Annotated in this window: 13 protein-coding genes; 3 read left to right on the top strand and 10 right to left on the bottom strand. The window is 39.8% G+C overall.

Features of this window, described 5'->3' with window-relative positions; translation table 11 throughout:
- Positions 1-30: 30 nt before the first annotated feature.
- The 4 genes from A4S05_RS11365 to A4S05_RS11355 all read right to left on the bottom strand — a co-directional run bounded on the left by A4S05_RS11365 (position 31) and on the right by A4S05_RS11355 (position 9,677).
- Positions 31-5,460 carry a trifunctional serine/threonine-protein kinase/ATP-binding protein/sensor histidine kinase gene (locus tag A4S05_RS11365; RefSeq protein ID WP_069069938.1) on the bottom strand — a complete coding sequence of 1,810 codons (5,430 nt, stop codon included), beginning with the start codon at positions 5,458-5,460 and terminating at the stop codon, positions 31-33.
- A 185-nt stretch (positions 5,461-5,645) separates the two neighbouring features.
- Positions 5,646-5,816, bottom strand: a complete 171-nt coding sequence (locus A4S05_RS41510; protein ID WP_176726978.1) for a hypothetical protein — start codon at positions 5,814-5,816, stop codon at positions 5,646-5,648.
- Positions 5,817-5,892: 76 nt separating this feature from the next.
- The gene (locus tag A4S05_RS11360) at positions 5,893-7,929 is read right to left on the bottom strand and encodes an ATP-binding protein (protein WP_069069937.1); all 2,037 of its coding nucleotides are present in this window, start codon (positions 7,927-7,929) and stop codon (positions 5,893-5,895) included.
- 188 nt (positions 7,930-8,117) lie between these two features.
- A complete protein-coding gene (locus A4S05_RS11355; protein WP_069069936.1) occupies positions 8,118-9,677 on the bottom strand; it encodes an ABC transporter substrate-binding protein in 1,560 nt (519 codons plus the stop codon).
- 480 nt (positions 9,678-10,157) lie between these two features.
- On the opposite strand from A4S05_RS11355, the gene A4S05_RS11350 reads away from it, so the two are divergent.
- Genes A4S05_RS11350 through A4S05_RS11340 form a run of 3 tightly spaced genes read left to right on the top strand, consistent with a single transcriptional unit; the run spans position 10,158 to position 12,924 of the window.
- Entirely contained in the window at positions 10,158-11,243 is a 1,086-nt protein-coding gene (locus A4S05_RS11350) for an ABC transporter substrate-binding protein (RefSeq protein ID WP_069069935.1), read from the top strand.
- 28 nt (positions 11,244-11,271) lie between these two features.
- Positions 11,272-12,165: an ABC transporter permease gene (locus A4S05_RS11345; protein WP_069069967.1), complete on the top strand. Its 894-nt coding sequence runs from the start codon at positions 11,272-11,274 to the stop codon at positions 12,163-12,165.
- A gap of 54 nt (positions 12,166-12,219) precedes the next feature.
- Positions 12,220-12,924 (top strand): Uma2 family endonuclease, encoded by a 705-nt coding sequence (locus tag A4S05_RS11340; RefSeq protein WP_069069934.1) that lies wholly within the window; start codon positions 12,220-12,222, stop codon positions 12,922-12,924.
- A 128-nt stretch (positions 12,925-13,052) separates the two neighbouring features.
- Here the strand turns inward: A4S05_RS11340 and A4S05_RS11335 are convergent, their stop codons facing one another.
- The 6 genes from A4S05_RS11335 to A4S05_RS11310 form a co-directional block, all read right to left on the bottom strand.
- On the bottom strand, positions 13,053-16,682 hold the full coding sequence (locus A4S05_RS11335; RefSeq protein WP_069069933.1) for a hybrid sensor histidine kinase/response regulator: 3,630 nt from the start codon (positions 16,680-16,682) through the stop codon (positions 13,053-13,055).
- A complete protein-coding gene (locus A4S05_RS11330; RefSeq protein WP_069069932.1) occupies positions 16,679-17,059 on the bottom strand; it encodes a four helix bundle protein in 381 nt (126 codons plus the stop codon). The genes A4S05_RS11335 and A4S05_RS11330 overlap by 4 nt, the downstream gene beginning before the upstream one ends.
- A 24-nt stretch (positions 17,060-17,083) precedes the next feature.
- Positions 17,084-20,392, bottom strand: coding sequence for a GAF domain-containing protein (locus A4S05_RS11325; protein WP_069069931.1), 3,309 nt, complete (start codon positions 20,390-20,392; stop codon positions 17,084-17,086).
- A 126-nt stretch (positions 20,393-20,518) separates the two neighbouring features.
- Positions 20,519-20,992, bottom strand: a complete 474-nt coding sequence (locus A4S05_RS11320) for a chemotaxis protein CheW (protein WP_069069930.1) — start codon at positions 20,990-20,992, stop codon at positions 20,519-20,521.
- A gap of 125 nt (positions 20,993-21,117) precedes the next feature.
- Positions 21,118-21,480: a response regulator transcription factor gene (locus A4S05_RS11315; RefSeq protein WP_069069929.1), complete on the bottom strand. Its 363-nt coding sequence runs from the start codon at positions 21,478-21,480 to the stop codon at positions 21,118-21,120.
- A 498-nt stretch (positions 21,481-21,978) separates the two neighbouring features.
- Positions 21,979-23,178, bottom strand: a complete 1,200-nt coding sequence (locus A4S05_RS11310; protein ID WP_069069928.1) for a response regulator — start codon at positions 23,176-23,178, stop codon at positions 21,979-21,981.
- Between the last annotated feature and the right edge of the window lie 701 nt (positions 23,179-23,879).

Below are 23,879 nucleotides of genomic sequence, written 5' to 3'. Positions count from 1 at the left end.
TTGCGCGAAGTCGAGGATCTGAGGACTAAACTATAACGGAATTTCAATGGAAAATTCTGTTCCCTCTCCTAGTTTAGAAATGCAGTTTAACTGACCTCCATGTTTTTCTACTACAATCGAATAGCTAGTTGACAATCCCAAACCTGTCGCACTACCAATCGGCTTTGTAGTAAAAAATGGATTAAACATCTTATTTTGCACAGACTCGCTCATCCCTACACCGTTGTCTGCAATGCGGATTATTACCTTTTTAGGTTCTAAAAATTCCGTCCGAATTCTAATAGTAGGTGTGCGATTTATCTTTGATTCTTGTATAGCATCAATAGCATTATTTATCAGATGTATAAATACCTGATTTAACGCTGAAGCATAACAATTAACTAAAGGTAGGTTTGCATATTCTCGAATAACTGTAATTTCGGAATGCTTGCTATTGTTTTTAAGTCGATGTTGCAAAATTAACAGCGTGCTATCAATACCAGAGTGAATATCTACTGATTTTATTTCTGATTCATCCAAACGGGAAAAATTTCGCAGCGACAGCACAATTTGACGGATACGATCTGCTCCTACCCTCATCGACGAGAGTAGCTTTTGTAAATCATTCACCAGAAATTCTAGTTCTATCTCGGTGATTTTTGCGGCAATCTCTGGCAACGGTTGGGGATAGTATTTCTGATATAAGTTATTTAATTCAATTAAGGAAGCAACATATTCACTGGCTGGCTCTAAGTTGCCATAGATGAAATTAATCGGATTATTAATTTCATGAGCAATTCCAGCAACTAGCTGTCCCAAACCTGACATTTTTTCAGCTTGAATTAGCTTGGCTTGAGTTGAGTATAGTTTTTCTAAGGTTGATTCTAGCTGAGTGTAAGAACGTGTGATTTCCTGGGTGCGTTCTTCGACTTTTTGCTCCAAAGTATGGGAATATTCCTCTAATTGGCGATAAAGTTGGGCATTTTCTAGAGAGATCGCTGCTTGAGTCGTGAGGAGTTTGAGAACTTGTAGGCGATCGCTCGTAAATGCTCCCACTGTCAAATTATTTTCTAGGTACAAAATGCCAATCAATTTGCCTTGGTTGAGAATTGGCGCACAGAGAATACTCTTAGGTGAATGGCGAATAATATAAGGGTCAGCTACTAGGGTTGGCTCAACTACTGCATTCTCAATTACTGTCAAGGTGAGGGTATTTTTGACCCGATTGATTAGGGTAACGGGTACTGTTTGACCATCGTCAAAGGGCAGCCTTCGCAAGATAATATTAGGCTGTTCCAATTGGGATAATGCCTCAATTACCCAGCGCGAGCCTGAAGGCATCAGCAACGCACATTTATCCGCTCCCGCACTTTCCAGTATCACCTCAAGTAGAGTTGAGAGTAATTTATCCAACTCAATTTCACTCGACAGAGATTGAGAAGCTTTGAGAATGGTCGCCAGATCCAGGGCTTCAGAGAGGCTAGCATTATTGAAGCTAGAAGTCTGAATCGTGTGAGAAGAGATCGCAATCATCGTTTCCGTAGATGTGAAAGATGATTGCTGTTTTTGGCAAATTGTGGCGAGTAGTTGGGGATAGCGGGTTTCTAAATCAACAACTTTAGCTTTTGCTCCCCAACGGGTGTAACAATAATAAGCTTCATTCATATAGGTTTGAGCGATTTTTTCTTTGCCCCAATCCAGATAGAATTTAGCAGCTAGTTCATTGGCTAATGCTTCTTCGTTGGGGTATTGATTTTCTTTGGCGAGTTGAATGGCGCGATCGTACTGCTCCATTGCTTCCAATTTGTTACCGAAAACTCGACACTTTTCGGCCTCCAAGAGATGCCATTTATGCTGATGATTCATCGGGGCATTGTGCGCCCACTGATGCAGAATAGTTTCATAGGTTTTAAACTCGGCGAGAATTACCGAAAGCTCAATTTCTGACTTTGTGGGAGCAAGTGCCAAGTACGTCAGGGCTGCATAGAAATGGAAAGTGGGAATATGCACCATTCCCGATGCTGCCATCAAATAGGATTTGCCTTGGGTGATATAGTCGAGAGCAGCCTGATAATTGCCAAAGTAGTAGGCAAGCAGCAGTTTGTAAGTAGATACAAAGGCGATCATTGTGAGATTCTTATCCTCGTGGTGCTTAGGAATCATCACCGTTTCATCGTAGGCAGTGCCTATTAAGCAATCGGGCTGGCTCACCGTTTCTCTGAACTGCTGCACTGTTTGCCGCACCATACCCAAAATAATCCGCGCTGAATCTTGTTTCAATTGAGCCAGGGCAGCACTGTAACCAGTCAATTCCGGTGCCAACGTGTCTAGGTCTACACCTGCAAAAAGCGCAACATAGGCGTAATTTGCTATGCCGTAGCCAGCAAAGAGAAAATCACCTGTTTCCATACCAATGATGTAACTATCTTTCATGGTTGGTAGCGTTGCCAAGAATGATTGCTGGTGATGCTGAATGAAATTTCCAAACAGGTTGAGAGTGCTGCATTTCATAGACTGAGCATTCAACTTCTCCAGCAAGGAGAGTGATAATTTACCAAACTCGTAGCCTGTTTCGACTTCGCAAAGAATTGAACATAGCACCATGCCATGAATCACATAGCCGACTGTCGAGGCTTTGTCATTGCCAAACTGGAGCGACAACCGCACCATCGTCGCGCTCAACAGGGGCAGTAAACCTGGCATTCCCTGGAACACAGGTGCAACCAACATTCTTAACAATTGCATCGCGGCTTGGGCTGTGCGATCGCTCATCACGGGCAGATCGATTAACCCAGCAATCTCTCTACCATTTAGTTGCTGGTTAAGTTCTTGTAAGGCTTTGTCAATCAAAGCTTCGTCTACTTCCGTCGGGAAATCCACCCCAAATTGTGCTAAAGCCTCTGTTCCCACTGCCAGCGCAGTTAATATTTGGATCTGAGCCGTCTGTGCCACGATTTGAATTTCGTAGATTTTCACTTTGTCGAAAATAGTCTGTGCTTGTCGCAATACCACTGCGGCTAGCTGTTCCATACCCTCAAAGTCACCATTCAAATACGCAACTTCCGCAGCCGTCACATACAAATTTAGAGTTAGTTCATATTGATGTTGCCAACAATCGACCTCTAGTAAATCAATTCCAGTTTGTAGATACACTTTGGCGGCAGTGTATGCAGTTGAACTTCTGGCTTTACTGCCAGCTTTGAAGTTAAGTTGCGCTAAGGCTTCTCGTTCCTGTTGTTGATTAATTAATTCAATTCCTAAATTCAAATGAAGGGCAATATCAAACAGTTTTTCTTCTCGTTCTATTTCTGAAAAGTTTTGCTGAAGTAACTGCCCAATTTTGACATGGGTTGCTTTTTTTTGGTCATCAGGAATTAAGGAATAAGCTGCTTGTTGAACTCGGTCATGCAAAAACCGATAAATCGGATTAGCTGCGGCATTAGAAACCGAGGTACCATCTGATTGAATAAAGAACTTATAGATTTCCGTATTCGGAATAATCAGCCCTTCTTGCAAAGCTTTCCATAAATCAGCCGCCGTTGTTTCTAGGGATTGTTCTGAAACGATCGCCAGCGTATTCAAATCAAACTGCGCTCCAATACAAGCTGCTAGTTTGAGAACATTCTGAGTCTGGTTCGGCAACTTCTGCAATTGCAGTGACAAAAACTCCACCACATCATCAGTAATTGCTAAGGCTCTGACTTGGGCAATATTACACTGCCAATGACAGGATTCTAAGTCAAAAGTAATTAGATTATCGTCATTTAATGCTTTGAGAAACTGGGTAGCAAAAAAAGGATTACCATGAGTTTTTTGATAGACTAATTTTGTCAAAGGTTGGGCTAGAAATAATTTGCAATTTAGGGTATCTGCTACCAACTGATTCATATCTGGTTCGCTTAAAGGTTGCAGAACAATCGTATTGACCACTGCCCCAGTTTTGACAATTTCATCTACAGTCAGGATGAATGGGTGAACCGGCGAAACCTCATTATCCCGATATGCACCCAAGATTAATAAATGTCCTGTTTCTGACATTAATAATTCCAGCAATTTCAGCGATGCGGAATCTGCCCATTGCAAATCATCTAAAAACATCACTAAGGGATGTTCAACACTTGTGAAGATTTGCACAAATTTCTGCATCAGCAGATTAAAGCGGGTTTCGGCAGCACTCCCTGATAGTTCTATAGCTGGAGGTTGAGTACCAATAATACGTTCTAGCTCTGGAATTACATCAATTAAGACTTGTCCATTGTCGCCAACGGCTTCGAGAATTTTGGTTTTCCAGGCTTGTAGTTGTGCATCTGATTCTGAAAGCAATTGCCCCATTAAATCTCGGAATGCTTGCACAAATGCCGAAAAGGGAATATTGCGCTGGAATTGGTCATATTTCCCTTTAATAAAATAACCGCGTTGCCGGACAATGGGTTTATGAACTTCATTGACAACGGCAGTTTTTCCAATTCCAGAAAAACCTGCTACCAACATCATTTCTGTTGTCCCAAGGCTGACTTTTTCAAATGCTTGGAGCAGGGTTAATACTTCGGTTTCTCTGCCGTAGAGTTTTTCGGGAATGAGGAAGCGATCGCTAATATCTCGTTCTCCTAATGTAAAATATTCAATATTATCGGTGGCTTGTAATTGACTTAGACAAATTTCTAAATCATGCTTGATTCCCAAGGCACTCTGATAGCGTTCTTCGGCATTCTTCGCCATTAACTTACTGACGATTTCAGATAAAACTAAGGGAATATTGGGATTGTGATGATGTACGGCAATGGGATTTTTGGCAAGATGACAATGCACCAACTCCATCGGATCGTTTGAGACAAATGGTAAAACTCCAGTGAGTAATTCATAAAATGTGATACCTAATGAGTAGAAGTCACTGCGGTAATCGATTCCCCGATTCATCCTTCCAGTTTGCTCTGGTGAAAGATAAGCAAGTGTGCCTTCTAGAGCGTTGGCATTTTGAATTTCTTGGGTTTCTCTTGGTAGCAAAGATGCAATACTGAAGTCAATTAATTTAACTTGTTTGGTTTCGGGATTAATTAAAATATTACTGGGTTTAATATCTTTATGAATAATACGATGACGAATGAGAATATCTAATGTGTTACACAGAGATATAGCGGGGAGCAAAAATTCCTTTAGAGAGGTTATATGTAACCTCTCTACCTTGACAAAATCCTTAAGAGATATGCCCCCAAAGTCTTCCATCACCAACGTATAGCCATTTTGGTATGGTTCTAGGCTATAAGTTTGAATAATTCCCGGATGGTTAAGATTTTTGGCGATGGTGTATTGATTGCGAAACGACAAGAGTTCAGAGAAGCTGGGATAAGGATTTTTCAGCAGTTTAATCACTACAGGTAACGAGTCAGTCTCTCGATACCCTCGATAAACTAGGGTTCTCGAACCATTGTAGAGTTCTTCGCTAATCTTGTATCCGGGAATATTGACAATAGTGCTAACCATGCTGCTAAATCTGTGAAACTTCCAGATTTAGTATTCCCAAAAAAGATCCCTGACAACTTGCGCGAAGTCGGGTATCTGAGAGGATGTTTGAAAAGTCCTCTTGTCAGTATAAAAAATTTTAGATCCCCCTAAGTCCCCCTTTTTAAGGGGGACTTTGATTCCGATTCCCTTCTTTTTAAGGGGATCTAAAAGTGCCGAAAGTCACAGCGAAAAACTTGTTCATTCAACCTCTGATCATCTGTTTTTTCCAAAGTTTTTAGCTGTTGCTCGATCGCCATCAAGCGTCCCTGCAACGCCAATGTGTGCAATTTCGACAAAACCTCATCGGTCGGGGGAATGATCTCATCTGGGGTCAATACTTGTCGGGTTTTGGGGAAAAGGGTAAGGGGAAAGGGGAAAGAAAAAACCTTTAACCTTTACCCTAATGGAATTTTACTCATAAATCCATTGCAGACTCAGGTATTTTTCCAACAACTTCAGCAGTGCTGGGGCTTCTACAGGCTTGGGTAAAAAAGCATCGGCTCCGGCTGTGATACTCTCATTTTGGTTACTTTCAAATACACTAGCTGAAGAAGCGATCGCTGGAATATTCTTCAACTCAGGAATCTGTCGCAACTGTCGCAGCATCTCGTAGCCATCCATTTCTGGCATCATCAAGTCTGTAATAATTAGGTCAGGATGAATCTCTTTGGCCTTGTCCAATCCTTCTCTACCGTTGCTGACGGCAGTCACTACAAAACCTAAAGGTTTGAGTAAATTGACCAAAACTGACCGATTCTCCCAACGGTCATCGATTACCAGCACTTGGCGCTTGCTGCCTTGAAATCCTGTAATCTTCTCTTGCTTAGTTGTTCGCAGACTTGCTGCCCATTCTTTAGCTTCGGCAAGTTCGACCTCAAACCAGAAGGTGCTACCTTTTCCCAACTGGCTTTCCACATTTAGGGTGCTATGCATCAGAGAAACGATTTGCTGACTAATTGCTAGTCCTAGTCCAGTACCTTCTCCTTGTTTCTTCACATCACCCACTTGTTCAAAGGGTTGGAAGATTTTCGTGAGTCCAGATGGCGATATCCCCACCCCTGTATCTTCGACCTGAAAGCGAATTTGATAGGTTCCAGTTTCCAGTTTTTGAGTTTTAACGCGAAACGTCACCCCGCCTTCGTCAGTAAACTTAATGGCATTGCCTAATAAGTTAATCAACACTTGGCGTAGCCGTTTTTCATCGACTGTAATGCCAATGGGTAAATTAGAATCAGGTTGATAGGTGAAAGGAATTCCTTTTTGACCAGCACGCACGCGCATCATCTCCGCAACGCCTTCCAGAAGTGCCGGTAAATAGACATCGCTGGGGTACAATTCCAGCTTATGGGCTTCGATTTTAGCAAGGTCAAGGACATCATTAATTAGATTCAGCAAATGATTGCCGCACTGATAGATGATATCTACACCTTTTTTAGCTCGTTCTGTTAATGGTTCACTGTTTTGGAGAATTTGGGCATAGCCTAGGATGCCATTAAGCGGTGTTCGCAGTTCATGGCTCATGTTAGCCAGAAACTCACTCTTGGCAAGGTTAGCAGTATCGGCTTTTTCTTTGGCCTCTGCTAGTTGTAGCGTTCGTTCTTCTACTTTTTGTTCTAAAGTGGCAAAGGAGGTTTGCAACTGTTTAGCCATGCTATTAAAAGATGCGGAGAGTTCTCCAAGCTCATCGGTGCGTAGGCGTAGCCCGTCGTAGACATCGCTCGGTAGAGTTGCATCCCAATTTCCCCTTTCTAATTGCTTGGCGGCGCTATTGAGTTGTAAAATTGGTAGCACGACAAGCGATCGCGATAGCCAACGCACTAAAACTACAGTCAGCAACAATACACCCAAAAAAGTTACCAAAGCAAATGCGGCTACTGAATATTCCTGGCGCAACACAGAACTTGCATCCAGTTCAACCACCAAGAATCCATTCACACGACCCTGGAGATTGGTAATTGGGGCATAACCGTAAAGAATAGTTTCGCCATTTGCAGTTTGGTGAAATTCCGGCTCAACGAAGGGTGTATTTCTAGCAACGGCTGCATACAAATTATCTAATGACTTGGTGTAATCCATGCCAATCAATACAGTTTTGCCTTGATCGGCAGGGTCGTAGTTTAAGACATAGACAAATTTTTTATTTGGTTGCTGGCGTACCGTATAAATACGCTTAATATCTGGACTGGTTGCTTGAATGGCTACAAGTCTATCTTGATTAATTTTATAAAAGGCGGAAGTGCGATCGCTACGCGAGAGAACCAATCCGTGATAATCGCTATCGATTTGGGGAACTGCCAGACTGACGATCGCCAAAAGACGATTACGAATTGCCTGCCGTTGACTAGAGTAAAACTGCCAGTACATCCCCGAAGCTATTGTCCCAGCCATCACTGCGATTAGCACTGAATAGGAAGCAATAATTTTGGTGCTGAGGTTCCAATTTCGCACTTGCGTGCCTCCTGTTACAGTCTCAAGCTACTGATATTGCCTGTGTATTACAAGTCATAAATGATTTCGATATCATTATCATTATGAGAGTTTTGTTGCTCATTTTGAACTGTATTGCCTTATTGCCCCCTTTTATTGAAAGCGACGGGAAACTCCATCCCGCAAGTGGCGTAGAGTTTTTCATTCTGTCATAGCCCGATGCTGGCGCGGTAAGCGGCGCGTTGAGAATCACGCCCGACTGTGTTAGTAATCTGCTCCCATCCCTGTTCAATCTGCTGCATGGTTGTCTCTGTGGTGAGTTTGTTTGCTAAAAAATTAGATACAGCGGCATCGAGGACTTCAAATTGATATTGCTGATTATGGGGAATGCTCAAATTCAAAACGATGTTGGGGCTGTTCAAGCTGACCCCAATCGCTGCCAGATAGTTGTTAGCAGCTTTAGACGACAGCCCTGCTTTTATCCAGGGATCTGAGTTTTGAAATTGAGAAATTCGATAGGGATTGAAGCCCGTTGTGCCGATAGTCACATCTATACTGGACTGAGCAGGTTGACTGATATATGAGAGAAACGAGTATGCGGCATCCTGTACCCTTGATGCTGCCTTAGTATGAATTACACCAGTCCAACCAACATTAGCTGCATAAGGCGTGTGATTGACGCCACCAATGGAGTATGGACAGGTAAATTTATTGCAGGCGACCAATTTGTTGGTCTTGCGATCGAGGACTTGAGTAGTACCTGGAGTGATGACAGCACCGACTTTATCCATCACTTTAGACACAGACAAATCTATAGCTAGAGGCCCGACATCGCCCCAATCAATGGTCATAGCACACCTGCCAGTGATAAATAATTCTCTAGCTTTAGAACCACCCAGATTTTGATCTTGGGGAATTCCATAGTCCATAGTTTGTTTGTAAATATCCAGTGCTTTGGCAAAAGCTGGATTGTTGACCAAAGGTTTCATCGTATCTGGGTCAAAAAATGCTCCTTGTGCTGTTCCCTGAGATTGCAAAAAAGGAGTGGCAATGGAAATCAACATACTTGTGCTATTTTCATTAGCACGCTTTGAAATACAAGAGCCATAGTCTGGTTTACCGTCGCCATTTAGGTCTTTGCCATGAAACCGTTTAGCGATCGCCAAATACTCATCCCATGTTGCTGGAGGCGTTAAACCAGCTTCCTTTAACAGATCGGTACGGTAATAAACCATGTGAAAATCGCCATCCAAGGGAATGCTATAAATCCGCCCTTTATAAGTCGCACTCACATTCCGAAAGATCGGAGCAATATCTGACCACTGCAAAGCATTATCAGTATTGACTCGTGCAGTTAAATCTTCCAAATAGCCAGCATTGATAAAGTCAATCAGCCATTGAGGCAAGATCACTGCCATATCGTACTTTGAATTGTTACCAGACCAGTTCTTTTGTAATGTGGTGTAGAGATTTTTAAAGGGAATACCCGTTAAATTGATCTTCGCTCCAGTTAGCGATTCAAACTCAGCAATATGTCGCTTAGTTCCCGTATAAATTGCTTCATCATGGGTAATGACATTAACCGTCACACCGTCAAAGCGTTCTACTGTTGGCTTGATCTGGGTGGGACTAAGAGATGAAGTTGTTTGAGAATTGGATGGGGAGAAACTGCAACCTGGAACCCCTAAAGTCAACCAGAGGGCAGCCAGGAAAATCAGATAATATCGAATTCCCTGAAACTGCAAGCGAAAGTTTTGCCAATTAGACATTTGTATGAGTCCTCCTTACAGTTATGAATCCAAAACTCCTGTCACAGTTTTAACTGGTAAGGTAATGACAAACCCTGTTCTTTTTGCTACTACAGAAGTGCAGTTCAGCTGACAACCCTGGGTTCCCCTGATAGTTTGACGATCGCTCACCTTGTTAATTCTTATAGCTCAAGCTTGTTTAAATAGATTAAAAATCTTTACTCAAACTAGCTGATAGCCGTAACTTATTAACAGTTGCACAGGTAGATACACTTAAGTTAATGTTTAAACTGGCTATGAGCACTCTAATTAAAGGCATATAGGAATCCGCTTTGATTTCTGAACGAATTTGCGTAGACAGGCAATAGGCAACAGGCAATAGGCAACAGGCAACAGGAAAGAAGGCTTCTTAGTTGTACTGAGTTTTTTCAGAAATCAAATATGAGTCCTATATCTAAAATCAATCGACAACAACACAGAAGATGATTAACTATTAACTTAATGACTAACAGACGCCAATTTTTAAAAGGGGTGGCAGCGCTTTCTAGCTTATCTTTAGCTGGTTGTGGCTGGAGGCTGGCTGAAGTACGTGCTAATTCTAATACTAATGGTCAGCGTGACCAACTTTATATCTTTACCTGGACGCAATATACTGACAATCAATTACTGAAAAATTTTACCACCCAAACTGGCATAAAAGTGCTAGCGGATGTGTATGATTCCAATGATGTCATGCTAGCTAAGTTGCAAGCTGGAGGCGGTGGCACTTATAGCATCATCAACCCATCTGATTACATGGTGCAGAAGATGGTAGACAAAGGTTTGCTAACAGAAATAAATCACGATCGCTTAATCGGTCTAGAGAATTTATTTCCCCGGTTCCAGAATCCTAGCTATGACCCCAATAACCGCTACAGTATCCCTTTTAACTGGGGAACAACAGGTTTACTTTACAATTCCGAAAAAATCAAAAATCCACCACAAGACTGGGATTACCTTTGGCAAAACCAAGAGCAACTTAATCAGCGAATGACTTTGCTCAATGATGTTCGAGAGGTGATGGGTGCGACGTTACGAATGCTAGGTTATTCTTACAACTCAAAAAATGAACAAGAAATCAAACAAGCTTATGAAAAGTTGAAGGAACTAAAACCTGCGATCGCACGTTTCGACACCGACGCTTGGCAAAATCAAATTCTGGCAGGAGATTTACTCTTGGCAATGTGTTATTCAGCAGATGCAGTGAAAATCTCTCAAGAAAACCCTAAACTCAAATATGTGATTCCTCGCAGTGGTTCTTCATTATGGACAGACACTATTGTGATTCCCAAAACAGCCCCCAATCAAGCTGGAGCCTATGCTTGGATTAACATGATTTTGCAACCAGAAATAGCAGCCCAAATCACTCAACGTCTGAATATTTCTACACCTAATAGCGCTGGATTTGAACAATTGCCAAAAATAATCCAAAACAATTTTAATTTGTTTCCGCCAGAGTCACTTTTACAAAATTGTGAACGTATTACTCCTGTAGGAGAATTTGAAGAGGTTTATGATCGTTATTGGACTCAATTGACCAGCAGTTAAAACAGTTAGGAGTTAGGAGTTAGGAGTGATTAATTTGGAAAAAAATGAGATTTCTAAAATAGAAGAATTGCATCGCCCCGTCAGAAATTGGCTCCAACCCTTGGTATTGCTTGCACCATCTGGCATTTGGTTATTGCTTTTGTTGGTGTTGCCAACTTTGATAATTTTCGAGTTAAGTTTAGTTGCAGACATCCGACCGGGAGATTTGGTCAATCCCAACGGATTCAAAAACTACATCCGAATATTTGACTCTCTTTATGTGCAAGTAATTGGGCGATCGCTATTTTTTGCCTTTGGTACCACAATAATTTGCTTAATTTTGGGCTTCCCAGTCGCTTATTGGATTGCTCAGATAGCACCGCAGCGTTGGCGAAATTTACTGTTATTAAGCTTTGTCTTGCCTTTGTGGACTTCCTCTTTACTTCGCTCCTATGCTTGGATTACAATTCTTCGTCCTACTGGTTTATTAAATAGTTTACTCAGCAATTTAGGCTTGCCTACTTTGCAATTACTTAATCAGAGTCAAGCTGTATTGATTGGGATGAGTTACAGCTTGTTACCCTACATGGTTTTGATTTTATATGCTTCTCTCGAAAAGTTAGACAAGCAGTTGCTAGAAGCCGCAGCTGATTTAGGTGCAAATCCTGTAGAAACTTTTTTCCAAGTAACCGTACCGCAAATTTTGCCGGGAATTGCAGCTGCTTCCATGCTTGTATTCATCACAGGCTTGGGGGATTTTGTCGATCCAGAATTACTCGGTGGTGCTTCTAGTATGACGGCGGCGCGGTTAGTTTATAACCAGTTTCTTGGAGCAACGCAAAATTGGGGATTTGGTTCAGCCTTAAGTATGACGTTAATTTTGCTTGTTAGTATTGCGATCGCATTTTTAATTAAGTTTGGTGAAGCTACACCCAAACGTTAAACTTTTGTTCGCTCATTTATAATAAAGGCATTAAACGCCAGCGAGACAACGGTTATGCTCTCACCTGATCTCAAAAATGCGTTACCAACTACTGATGAACTTCCCTGTTCAGACGATACACCAGTGGATAACGAAGATCAAAACTTTTTGCCCAATATTTTACTCTTTTTACTTAACTCCATTTGGGCAAATCGCATGGATTGGTACTTCGGAGTAGATATGGGACTGTATCACACCACAGGAGTAAATCCTAGAGTACCTGTAGTCCCAGATGCTTTTTTAAGTCTGGGAGTAGAACGGAAAAAGGGTGGTAAATCACGCAAAAGTTACGCGGTTTGGGAAGAAAATGGGATAGTTCCAATATTCACATTAGAAATGGTATCTCATACCCCAGGCGGTGAATATGACGAGAAGCTAGATATCTACAGAAAACTCGGTGTATTGTACTACGTAATTTATAACCCTGAATTTTGGCGACGCGACCAACATCAACCCTTTGAAGTGTATAAGTTGATAGATGGAAACTACCAACTACAAATAGGTGAACCTTATTTGATGCCAGAGGTGGGTTTAGGTATAGGACGACACCAAGCTGTAATTGCTGGGATACAACAGGAGTTTTTATGTTGGTATGACGAGCAAGGAAATCGCTATTTGACAGATGCAGAACAGGTAGAACAGGAGCGGCAAAAGACTGAACAGTTAGCGCAGTATTTACGTTCTCTAGGTGTAGATCCAAATAATCTACCTGGTAATTAAGGCGATCGCGTCCCAAGGATTGAGACACCACATAACTACACCATGCTTCTTTCACCAGTGTGGTATCACTGAACTTAAACTCTCACAGATAACTTACCGATAGCACTCAACTAAAATTCAGATTAATTTTAATGATTTGTCACCATGAGCAAATGATTTAAATCATCTGTATTGCTATTAATTAAACTTTTAATTGTAGACAAAAATTCATGCTCTAAATAAGGCTTAGTTAAGTAAGCTTTTGCACCCAATTCTTGGGCAAGCTGGCGGTGTTTTTCAGCGCTACGAGAAGTGAGAATCACTACAGGTATTTTGCTTAAATTGGGGTATTGACGGAAATTACTCAACAACTCGAAACCATTCATTCGTGGCATCTCTAAATCGGAGACAACAACTTGAATTTCTGGATGTAAGTGCAACTTCTCTAGAGCTTCTACACCATTTTGAGCTTGTATTACTTGATAGCCAGATTTTTGCAGAGTGAGAGAAAGAGTTTGGCGGAGACTAATTGCGTCATCTACTACTAAAATAACTTTTGGTGATTTATTTGGCTCTTGAGAATAACTGGGTTGGCTTTCTATAATTGTTGTGGAAGTAGATGCAGCAAGTAATGGTGTAGATGAAAAAGTCTGCCCCGATATCGGCAAGGCTTTTTTATTTGAGGAAGAAGCTGAAGCTACTGGTAGCGCTCTGATATCAAGTGTTGTCTGTTGGATCTCGCTAGACTTTACCAGCAGTGAAGCATCAATCACTAAGATGAGATTACCATTGGCTAAACTACTACAACCATAAATATATTTTGGCGGTGCGATCGCATTTCCTAAAGGTCTAATTACCAGTTCTTGTTCACCAATTATTTGGTCAACTTCTAAAGCAATTTTTCCCTGATTTCGTCGTAGTAAAAGCACCGGATTCTTCGTTAAACTTGGATCTTGAGTATTTGATGTGTTGTATGAAGTAGCACTATTAAAGAATGAACCATTATAATCAATCAACTTTGAAAGCTGACGAAGGCTGACCATAGTCTCATCATTGTCTGTGTGCAAATGCAAGACTTTATTCCCTTCAATTTCTTTAATCTGTTGATCGGAGGGAATCAATATTTTTTCTACACTGTCCAAAAGGAGAGCATAAACAACACCTTTGGCTTGAACTAGCATTAATTTTTCTGTAGTCATAGAAAAAGGAATTTTGAGTATGAATATTGTTCCTTGATTGGGTAAGGATTGAACTGAAATTGAGCCGTTGAGTGCGTGCATCTGAGTACGCACAATATCTAAACCCATACCGCGCCCAGAAATATCACTCACTTTATTAGCAGTAGAAAACCCAGGCGCAAATATCAAATCTAAAAGTTCAGATTCAGGCAGATTAGAAGCATAAGCTCTAGTTTTTTCTTGAGTTTGTATGGGATAAAGTTCAGCAGCTTTTCTCCGAATTCTGTCTAAATTTAATCCCTGACCATCATCCCGAACCTCAATAACAGTTTGGCTACCCTGATGATAGGCGCAGATTTCGATTAAACCTTGTTCTGGTTTACCAAGCTCTCGACGAAGTTGCGGAGCTTCAATACCGTGGTCAAAAGCATTACGCACTAAGTGTAACAAGGGATCGTACAGCTTTTCTGCGATCGCTTTATCTACTAGTACTTCACTACCAATAAGTTTCAATTCTACAAGTTTGGCATGAACATTCCCCAACTTATCTACCATGTGGGGGAAGCGATTCAGGATATTGCCCAAAGGCGACATTCGTGCTTCTACTAAGCTATCTATAATATTAAGAGTTAAATTCTCTTGTTTGTCACTAATTTGAGCAGCTTGGGTCAGCAGCAAGTCAAGAGACTCTGTGGTTTCTTGTAGTTGCAATGTCTCTTCTATTGCTTCATGCAATGTCATCTGAAATTCTGTATATACATCCATTTCTAGAGAGTCAAAATCCACTGCAAAACTTTGCGTTTGTTGTGAGCTTATATTTTGTATTTGTAATGGTAAATCGCGTAATTCATTTAAAGTTGTTTGGTGTCTAGTGAGTTGCTGTATTAATTGCTCAATTATTTCTTTGACTTGTTCATCTTGCAATCCACGCCGTTTTTGGTAAATCAGCAATTCTCCTGCTAGATAATTAAGGTGTTGCAGTCTCTCTGTATCTACTCGAATAAATGAAGGTTGGCGAAAGTTTTTAGTTTGAACATACTGTGATTTATCTTCTATTTCTTTGTTGATTTGTGTAGCTAAATCAGGCATGACTTCAATAGCTGTTTCAGAAACATTGATAACTACCTGTTCACTGACAGTTAATGAATCAAGCTTTTCTGAAAAATCATCATCAGTCTGGAAAGTCACGATTTCAGCAGCAATATTTTGGCTAGCTTCTTCTCCCCATATTGCTTCTAGTAAGTTATCAGTTGTTTGGGGTGATACAGATATCTCTTTAATAACTAAGAGTGTTTGTAATCTGGGACTATCAAGCCAATTTTTCTCTTCGCCAGTAACAGGAGGATAATTTTTATATTCTTTTGCTAATTTATAAATTTGGTTTTGTAGAATTTTAATTACTGAGAGATACGTATCAGATGATTTAAGAGAATATTGAAATTTTGCAACTGCAAATAGAATGATTAAGATGATACCACGTCTATAAATATAAAGACTTGGACTATCTTCTTCATCTTGAACAAAATCAAGAAACTTTTTCAGCCAGTTTTCGATATACTTAAGTAGACTTTTTCTTTCTAATGTGGGAACTAGTAAATTCAAACTTAGTTCTGCTTCTGGTATTTGCATCTGGTGATTGAACCAGCCAAAAATATAGCGAATTACCTTTAAATAAAACTTGGCAGTTTTTGGATTGACCGATTCATTTTTATTGTGATCAGATGTAGTGATAAACTGGTAAAATTGTTCTTCATGGGTGAAAAAACTGCCAGTAGATGAATTATTTTGCAATTCTTCAAATAACTCATGATTTTCCACAATTGTGAGTTTTAGTAAACCTGGAGAAGGTTTTCCACCAGATGTGCGATCGCCATCTAATACTAATTTTTGTGCTTGTTGTAAATCTGCAAGGGCAATTTCTGCAATTTTCTGCACCTGGGTGGGATTTGTTTCCAAAGCCAACAGAATAGTTTGGGAAATTTCTCCTAAACCAGGTAAGTTTAGAGATTCTGCCAATCCGAAAAACACTTCAGATTGAGATTTTAAAAATTCAATTAATTCGGCATCATTTGGTGGATTATTAACAGCATCAGCAATACTGTTTAGACGTTGTTCTACTCCCACTTCAAAAACTGACTGCACAATATCAAATCCCAATTCTTCAGAGGTGGGAATATGAGACTCAGCACCAAAAGCATCACCCAATTTTTCTTGTAACTGTGCAAAGACGGAAGTTGCTCGATGAAGCAATTCTTCATCATTAACAGTACTGCCGATTAGCTCAGTATTTAATGCTATACTCAGACACTCATAAGCTTGTAATAAAAGTGTTTGTAATTCAGCATCAACTACCACATTTGGGTTATAGAGAGCCTTAAATACATCTTCTAAAAAATGGGCTATCATCTTAATTACTTCTAATCCAACATTAGCAGCACCACCTTTAAGGGTATGAGTAGCCCGCATTAAGTTGTGAATTTTGGCAGTGCTATAACCTTCCGATAAGCTAAATAGTTCTTGTTCAATAATTTGGACTAATTCCGGGGCTTCAGCCAGAAAGTAGATGTATCCTTGTTCGCGAATTTCGTTATCTGTAATCATATTTTGGATTTTAAATTTTGGATTTTGGATTTGTTACGTAAAGTTTTAATTGATGCAACTGTCATTGCAAGAATTTCGGTGTTTTTTGACATCAAATTGCTAACTTTTTCCAGTGGTAATAAACCAACTTCAACAATAAGTTCCATCCAATAAAGACTTTCATCGGCTTCTTCCTCTACCAAGCTGAGTTTAGCAATGACATCGGCGGTTGACTTACCACGACAAGCTGACCGATAGTTAGCTCCCACAGATGTTGCTGAACGGATTAGCTGCTTGCCAATTACATCTGCCGTTCGGCTCTGCGGAAGAGCTTCTACTAAGCGGATTACTCGCAATGCTAGCTGCTTTGTTCTCCGCTTAAAATCCTCCTCATTCATAATCCAAAATCTAAAATCTAAAATTCATTTGACTTTAAACTTGCTAGCAGTTGTTAACAACTCTTGCGCCATTCCTGATAAATCTTGGAACACAGTAGCAATTTCTTGAGATTCAGCAAAGGTTTTGTTAGCAATTTCTGCTACATCTTGCATTGATTTAGTTACTGTTACAGATTGCGCCATTTGTTTTTGAGTCGCTGCGGTAATTCGCTCGATTAGCTGACTAATTTCGGCAGTTGCAGAAACGATCGCATTTAAGTTCTGGCGAGTGTCGCTAACAAGATTCGTACCTTCCACTACCTGCTGAATACCAGTTTCCATTGCTACTGCAACTTCCCCGGTTTCTGCTTGAATCTCCTGAACTAATTTTTCTATTTCGATGGTTGCTGCTGCTGATTGGCGAGATAAAGAACGGACTTCATCAGCTACAACTGCAAAGCCTTTGCCATATTCACCTGCACGGGTGGCTTCAATGGCTGCATTCAGAGCCAGTACGTTTGTTTGTGTGGCAAAATTACCAATCAAATTCACCACTTTGGAGATTTTTTGCGAGGATTCGCTGAGGCGTTTAATCTTTTTGCTGGTTTGAGCAACGGTTTCGCGAATTCCTTGGATTGCTTTTACAGTTAGGTTCATCGCAGTATCGCCAGACTCTACAGTTTGATTGGCTTGTTGCACTGCTAGTTGCACTAACTCTGCGTTTGCCACCACAGCTTGAGTGGAGTCTACCATCTGTTGAATATCACCTAATGCTGCGGTAATTTCCTCAGATTGCTGTTGTGCTAGATTGGTTAGTCCAGCCAGTGAAGCGTCGCTATTACTAGAAGTTTGGGCAACTTGTTGAGCAGCCCCCTGTACCTGAATAACGATTTGCCGCAGTGCTTGCAGAGTATTATTGTAAGCATCTGCGATCGTGCCTAGCTCGTCTTCTGTAATTGGTGCGCGTACCGTTAAGTCGCCGTTGAGAGCGGGTCTAAGGGCTGTTAGAAGTTGAATAGATCGTTGTTGTAATAACTCCTTAGCTGCCTTTTCCCGCGCTGCTGCTTCTGCTAATTTTGCTGACTGCGCTTGTACTTGTTGCAAATATTCGGTGTGTTGTAATGCCAGTCCTAACTGGCTACCAATACGTGCTAACAAAGTGACTTCCGATTCTTCCCAATCACGAGTTCCCGAATTTTGATAAGCTGCCAGCAAGCCCCACAATTGTTCCCCAGCAAATACAGGAACAATTACATAAGCTTTGACTTCAAATTGCTCTAAAATTTCAATGTGGCAAGGAGAATGACCTACCTGATAGATATCATTTACAACAAAGTTTTCACCCTCGACATATCGACCTCCCTGAGTTTCTTGTAAGTGGGTATCTTCCCAGACAGTTTTGATGTCGGGGCCTACCAGTTTTACCCAAAGATGACCTGCTGATTCCGCTACAAATTCCCCACTCCAGTTAGGGTTGAAACGATAGACAGCGACGCGATCGCACCGCAGTAATTGTCTTACTTCTTGAGTGGTGGTTTTGAAGATTTCTTCTACATCTAGAGATTGCCGAATGCGGTTACTGATCTTGGTGACAGCTTTCTCTTGTTCCGCTATCTGAGCTAATTTTTCAGATTTCACCCGGACTAATTCTAAATAATCTATTTGGGATTTAGCTAGGCTAAATTGCAAGCTAGTCTGAACCAAAAAGTTTACTTCCCAGCTTTGCCATTCACGGGAGCTAGAATTTTGATAAGCTGCCAGCAATCCCCACAATTTATCCCCGAAAAATATCGGAACAATCATGTAAGCTTTGGCTTCAAACTGCTCTAAAATCTCAATATGACAGGGAGCTAAACCTACTTCATAGATATTATTAACGATAAAGTTTTCACCTCTGACATACCGACCTCCCTTAGTTTCTTGCAAGTAGGTATCATCCAAAACGGTTTTAATATCAGGGCCTACCAGTTTTGTCCAACCAGTACTCACAGACTCAGCCACAAATTCGCCACCCCAGTCAGGGTTAAAGCGATAGACAGCGACGCGATCGCATTGTAGTGATTGACGCACTTCTTGAGTGGTTGTTTTGAAGACACTCTCTACATCTGAAGATTGTCGGATGCGGTTGACTATCTTAGTGAAAACTTTCTCTTGTTCAACTATTTGAGCTAGTTGATCAGATTTCATCTGCACTTGTTCGAGATATTCCCCTTGTGAGATAGCCACACCAAATTGCAGGCCAATTTGAGTTACAAAAGTTTCTTCCCAAGGTTGCCAATCACGAGGCCCAGAATTTTGGTAAGCTGCTAGCAAACCCCATAATTTTTCTCCAGAAAATATCGGTGCAATGATGTAAGCCTTCATTTCATACTGCTCTAAAATGTCAATGTGACATTGAGCATGGCCCGTTTGATAAATGTCATCGACCACAAAACTTTCACCCTTGGCATAACGTCCTCCTTGAGTTTCTTGTAAGTGGCTATCTTCCCAGACCATGTAAAAATCAGGGCCTACCATTTTTACCCAACCATTACCTACAGACTCAGCGACAAACTCGCCACTCCAGTCAGATTTGAAGCGATAAACACCAACGCGATCGCATTTTAGTAATTGACGTACTTCTTGAGTGGTTGTTTGAAAAAGCTTATCGACATTTGAGACTCGCAGAATTTTGTCGATGACTTTAGCTACCGATTTTTTTGCTAGTATCCGCTGTTGCTGTTCTTTTTGGAATTCAAAGCTCTGCAATTTGTAAGTCAGTTCTGTTGTAATTTGAGATAGTAGACTAATTTCTACTTCTTGCCACTGCCGGATTGAGTAGCAATTATTTACTGACAGTAATCCCCATACTTTACCTTTTACTAAAATCGGCAAACTCAAACTAGCTTTAATTTGAAATTTATCTAGTAGTTGCTTTTGATAAGGTGTAAGTTGTATTTGATTGATATCGTCAATAACTACAGATTCTATATAGTCTTGATTGGTATATAAGCCAAAAATAATTCCGGGAATATTTTCACCTAAAGTTGGTGTCCAACCTAGTGTTCTCGATTCGGCTAAAACATTACCTGATTCACGCGAAGTAAACTGATAAATTAAGGCGCGATCGCAGCCAATCTTTTCTCTAATTTGCGCTACAGTGATTTTGAGTAGTGTATCAAGGTCTGGCGCTTGGCGCATGTGAGTAGCAATGTCTTGCAACTGTCGCCGCCAAGTTTTAAATTCCTGAGCGATCGCATTTAATAAAGTTATTTCATTGCTAGCAATATTCGCTATATTAGCGTTACCATTCTGATTTTCTAATTCAGAGATTAGATGCTCATTTTCCTGGCTACTGTTATACAAGAATGTCATTTGATTAACCTCAAAACTTGTGATGGATAATAATTTGATATGTGACAGCTAAAAATGATTTGGTATTTGGTCATTAAAGATTAAGTATTGTCAAAATCCTCTACCTAATTAACCATTGCCAAATGTTCAATTATGAATCCCCCAGATGGGAGCTTGCATAATAGTTGTGGCATCTAAATTAAAAATCATGTCCTCCGAATCATTAATAAAGTATCCCTGTAAAAAAGGTGATATTTTCGGATAAAATAATTCAGCAGTTGCGGGTTTCATTTCCTTAGTATCCAGCCATTCAATATCTATAAGCTGTCGCACCAATAAGCCCAAATATTTACCCTTGTTTTCCAGAACAATCGCCATCATTCTTGAAAGTAAATTTGATCCTTGCGAAATTGGAGGATAACCTAACATTGCCTCCAAATCCACTAACCAAAGCATTTCACCACGCCAGTTATAAATACCCAAAACGCTACTAGGCATTTGAGGAACGGCACATATTTCAGGTAATGGCACTTGCAAAACCTCTGTGATGTGTTGTAACGAAATTACGGCTGTATCACTTACTCCCAAATTAAAACTTAAAAACTTTTCCTGGGTTTCCAAAGTTATTAATCCTTTGTCCTTGATTATTTATCTTTAGCCACTATTTACAGTTATGGTTTCTTCTTATATAGGTTATACCTGAGAAATAGTAACTTCTAGTGATTATTGATTTATGACATTATTTGCTAATTAAGTAATCGCTTTAAAATTACCACTAGCTCGTCTCGATCAATTGGTTTTGAGAGATAACCATCAGCGCCCAACATATTACCCCAAATTTTATCTACATCACTATTTTTGGTAGAGCAAAAAACTACAGGTATTTTGCTAGTGTTGGGATTGTTTTTCAGTTCTCTGCAAATTTCAAAGCCACTTTTACCCGGTAAAATTACGTCGAGAAATATTAGGTCTGGCTTATTTTTATCTATTTTGTCTTGAGCCTCTTCACTGCTAGTAGCGCTCATCACAGAATAACCTGCCTGTTGTAAGTAACGGCTGATTATTTCCATATCTGTTAAGCCATCTTCAACAACTAAAACAGTATTCATGCTAATTACTCGTTAAATTTTTATCAAAATGTAAACAAATTAGATATACAAATCCTAAATGATTTCCTAAACAAGACATGGAAGGGACTAGAGACTAGCCCTAACCCCTTTGCCCTAACCAATATTTCACAAATCAAATAGGACTGTTATAAATACAAAATTTTGTATTTGTCTAATTTTGGTTCAATCCTTATGTATCAACCTCAGAAAAAGTACGTAATCAACATAAATTAATATATATTTGAATACCAAATAGTTGTATCATCAAAATTTGGATTTTGGATTGAATATTAAAAATTTAAAAATACCTGAAAGCAAGCAAATTTAAACGCGATAATCAATCTAAAATCCAAATTTTAAAATAATTAACAGAGCCACTGACTTGATTACTGGAGTAAATCTAAAATAGTTTTGCCTCAATAAGTTATTTTTTACTGAGGTGGAAAAAACTATAAATTTTGCAGAAGGATTCAGAACAAAAATAGCCTCTAATTGTTCCTAATTACAAATCTCTAAATTAGATTTACTATTATCGGTGGATACAGTCGGTGTAGGTAAATATTTACGTACTATACCCATTACCTTATCAGCCACTACAGGTTTGGTAAGAAAATCTGTAGAGCCAACTACTTTGGCACGAACTCTATCTAAAAGACCATCACTGCCCGTTAATATAATTATTGGCGTATTGGAAAAGGTAGATATTCGTCGCAACTGAGTGCAAATTTCGTAACCACTAGCAACTGGCATAATCAAATCTAAGAAAATCAAGTCTGGTTTATCCTGAATGAGAATTGGTAGAGCTTGTACAGCATCTTGAATCTTGACAAACCTCAATCCATTGGAAGTGATAATATCCTCTAGCATTTTACATACTTGAGGGCTATCATCAACGCAAGCCACTAATGGAGCAATCCGCTTTTTTCCTTGTGTGGTGGTAGAGTTATTGTTGACTTCAGTAATTCCTAAAGGCAAGTCAGGTACTTCTACCAATTCAATAATTCCTTTCAGGATATAGGGAAGCAACGAACGCGTCAGTGGTAATACACTCTGCTTCATTTTCATGGCTAAATCTCGCAGAGTGAACTTGCCATTGATTAAATTCACAAAGTTTTTGTAAACAGATGGACTTACCATCTGCTCAAGTTGCTCTGGCCGCCGCAGAATTGGTGCTAAGTCAGGAGAAAAATTTGCTAAACCAGCTTCTGACCAAATTTTCCATGAGTCTTGCATGTGCTTTACAGACATTTCTGCACTCGTGAAACTCATTGGAGTTTCTAAGATAACTTCTTGGCTGCGATTGCAACTTATAGATGCAAAGTTTCCTTGCAGAGCGAGGTCAAATAATAGTTCTGCTATCGTATTATCGACAATAGTGTTGATTTGATCTCGCTGGATTTTCTGTTTTTTATACAAGATTTCTAGAAGGCGATAATCCCAGTAATCGATTGATAGGTCTTGCAAACGTAACTGCAACTTATCAATATCAATTTGGGGACAATTTTGAGCTATATGCCTACGCCAGCGTCTAAAGGGATGAGTTCCCCCTGTTGCCCAAACTATTCGTCCCAGGCGATAGTAAAAAGTCCATTGACTGCCCTTTGAACTCTTAATATTTAATTTGCCATTATATTGTAATTGAGTACAAGTTTTAAATTCATTTACAAGATTATTTGAAATAAGTTCCCGATGGGACATAGTTTGTTCCTTTTGTAAAAAAGCCAACCCTCAAAAAACCCACGCTAGCTATATAGTGGTCAGCAGATATGTGAATAAGTGCAAATACATTTGTTATGTAGCAGTCTAAATCAAGATTATTAAAAGCAAGGAAGATGAGAAGATAGCAAAACTATGCTATGAAATAATTTATCTAGCATAGAGTTTTATTGACAGACTTTAGTTTTCTGCTAATATTTATGACTTAAGGGGGTTGCCATAGTCCTCATTGTGATGTAAGCAGTATTGATATATCATTTTAAGAATTTTCATACTGAATCATATCCGTATAAGTTCTGAATTTTTGTTTAAAAAAGATTAGCATCCTCTAGAGAGTTCTACTTTCATTATTGAGATTGACAATAAATATTAAAAATATTTATTTAAGTTTACTATTCTTAATTATCCATAGCTAATATAGCCGTAGCCACATAGGTTAGGACATTTTAAAAACCCCAAGGCTAGGAATAGTAATACTTTTACCTCCTGCCTCCTGCTATATCAGGTTTTCTAGGGAATATTTTCTAAAAAAGGCGTGCTACTAAGAGAAGTAGCACGCCTTTTTTTAGAATATTTATTTAGGAATATTTTTCAAGGTTGCTTATGGTTTTGATAGCTGACAACAGCTTCCCTGAGATTACTTTGGTGTTCTGAAAGAAGCCGATCGCCTTCGTCTTTTTCTA

It is taken from the genome of Nostoc sp. KVJ20, from assembly GCF_001712795.1.
GTDB lineage: Bacteria > Cyanobacteriota > Cyanobacteriia > Cyanobacteriales > Nostocaceae > Nostoc.
This window is presented reverse-complemented; position numbering and strand designations above follow the sequence as displayed.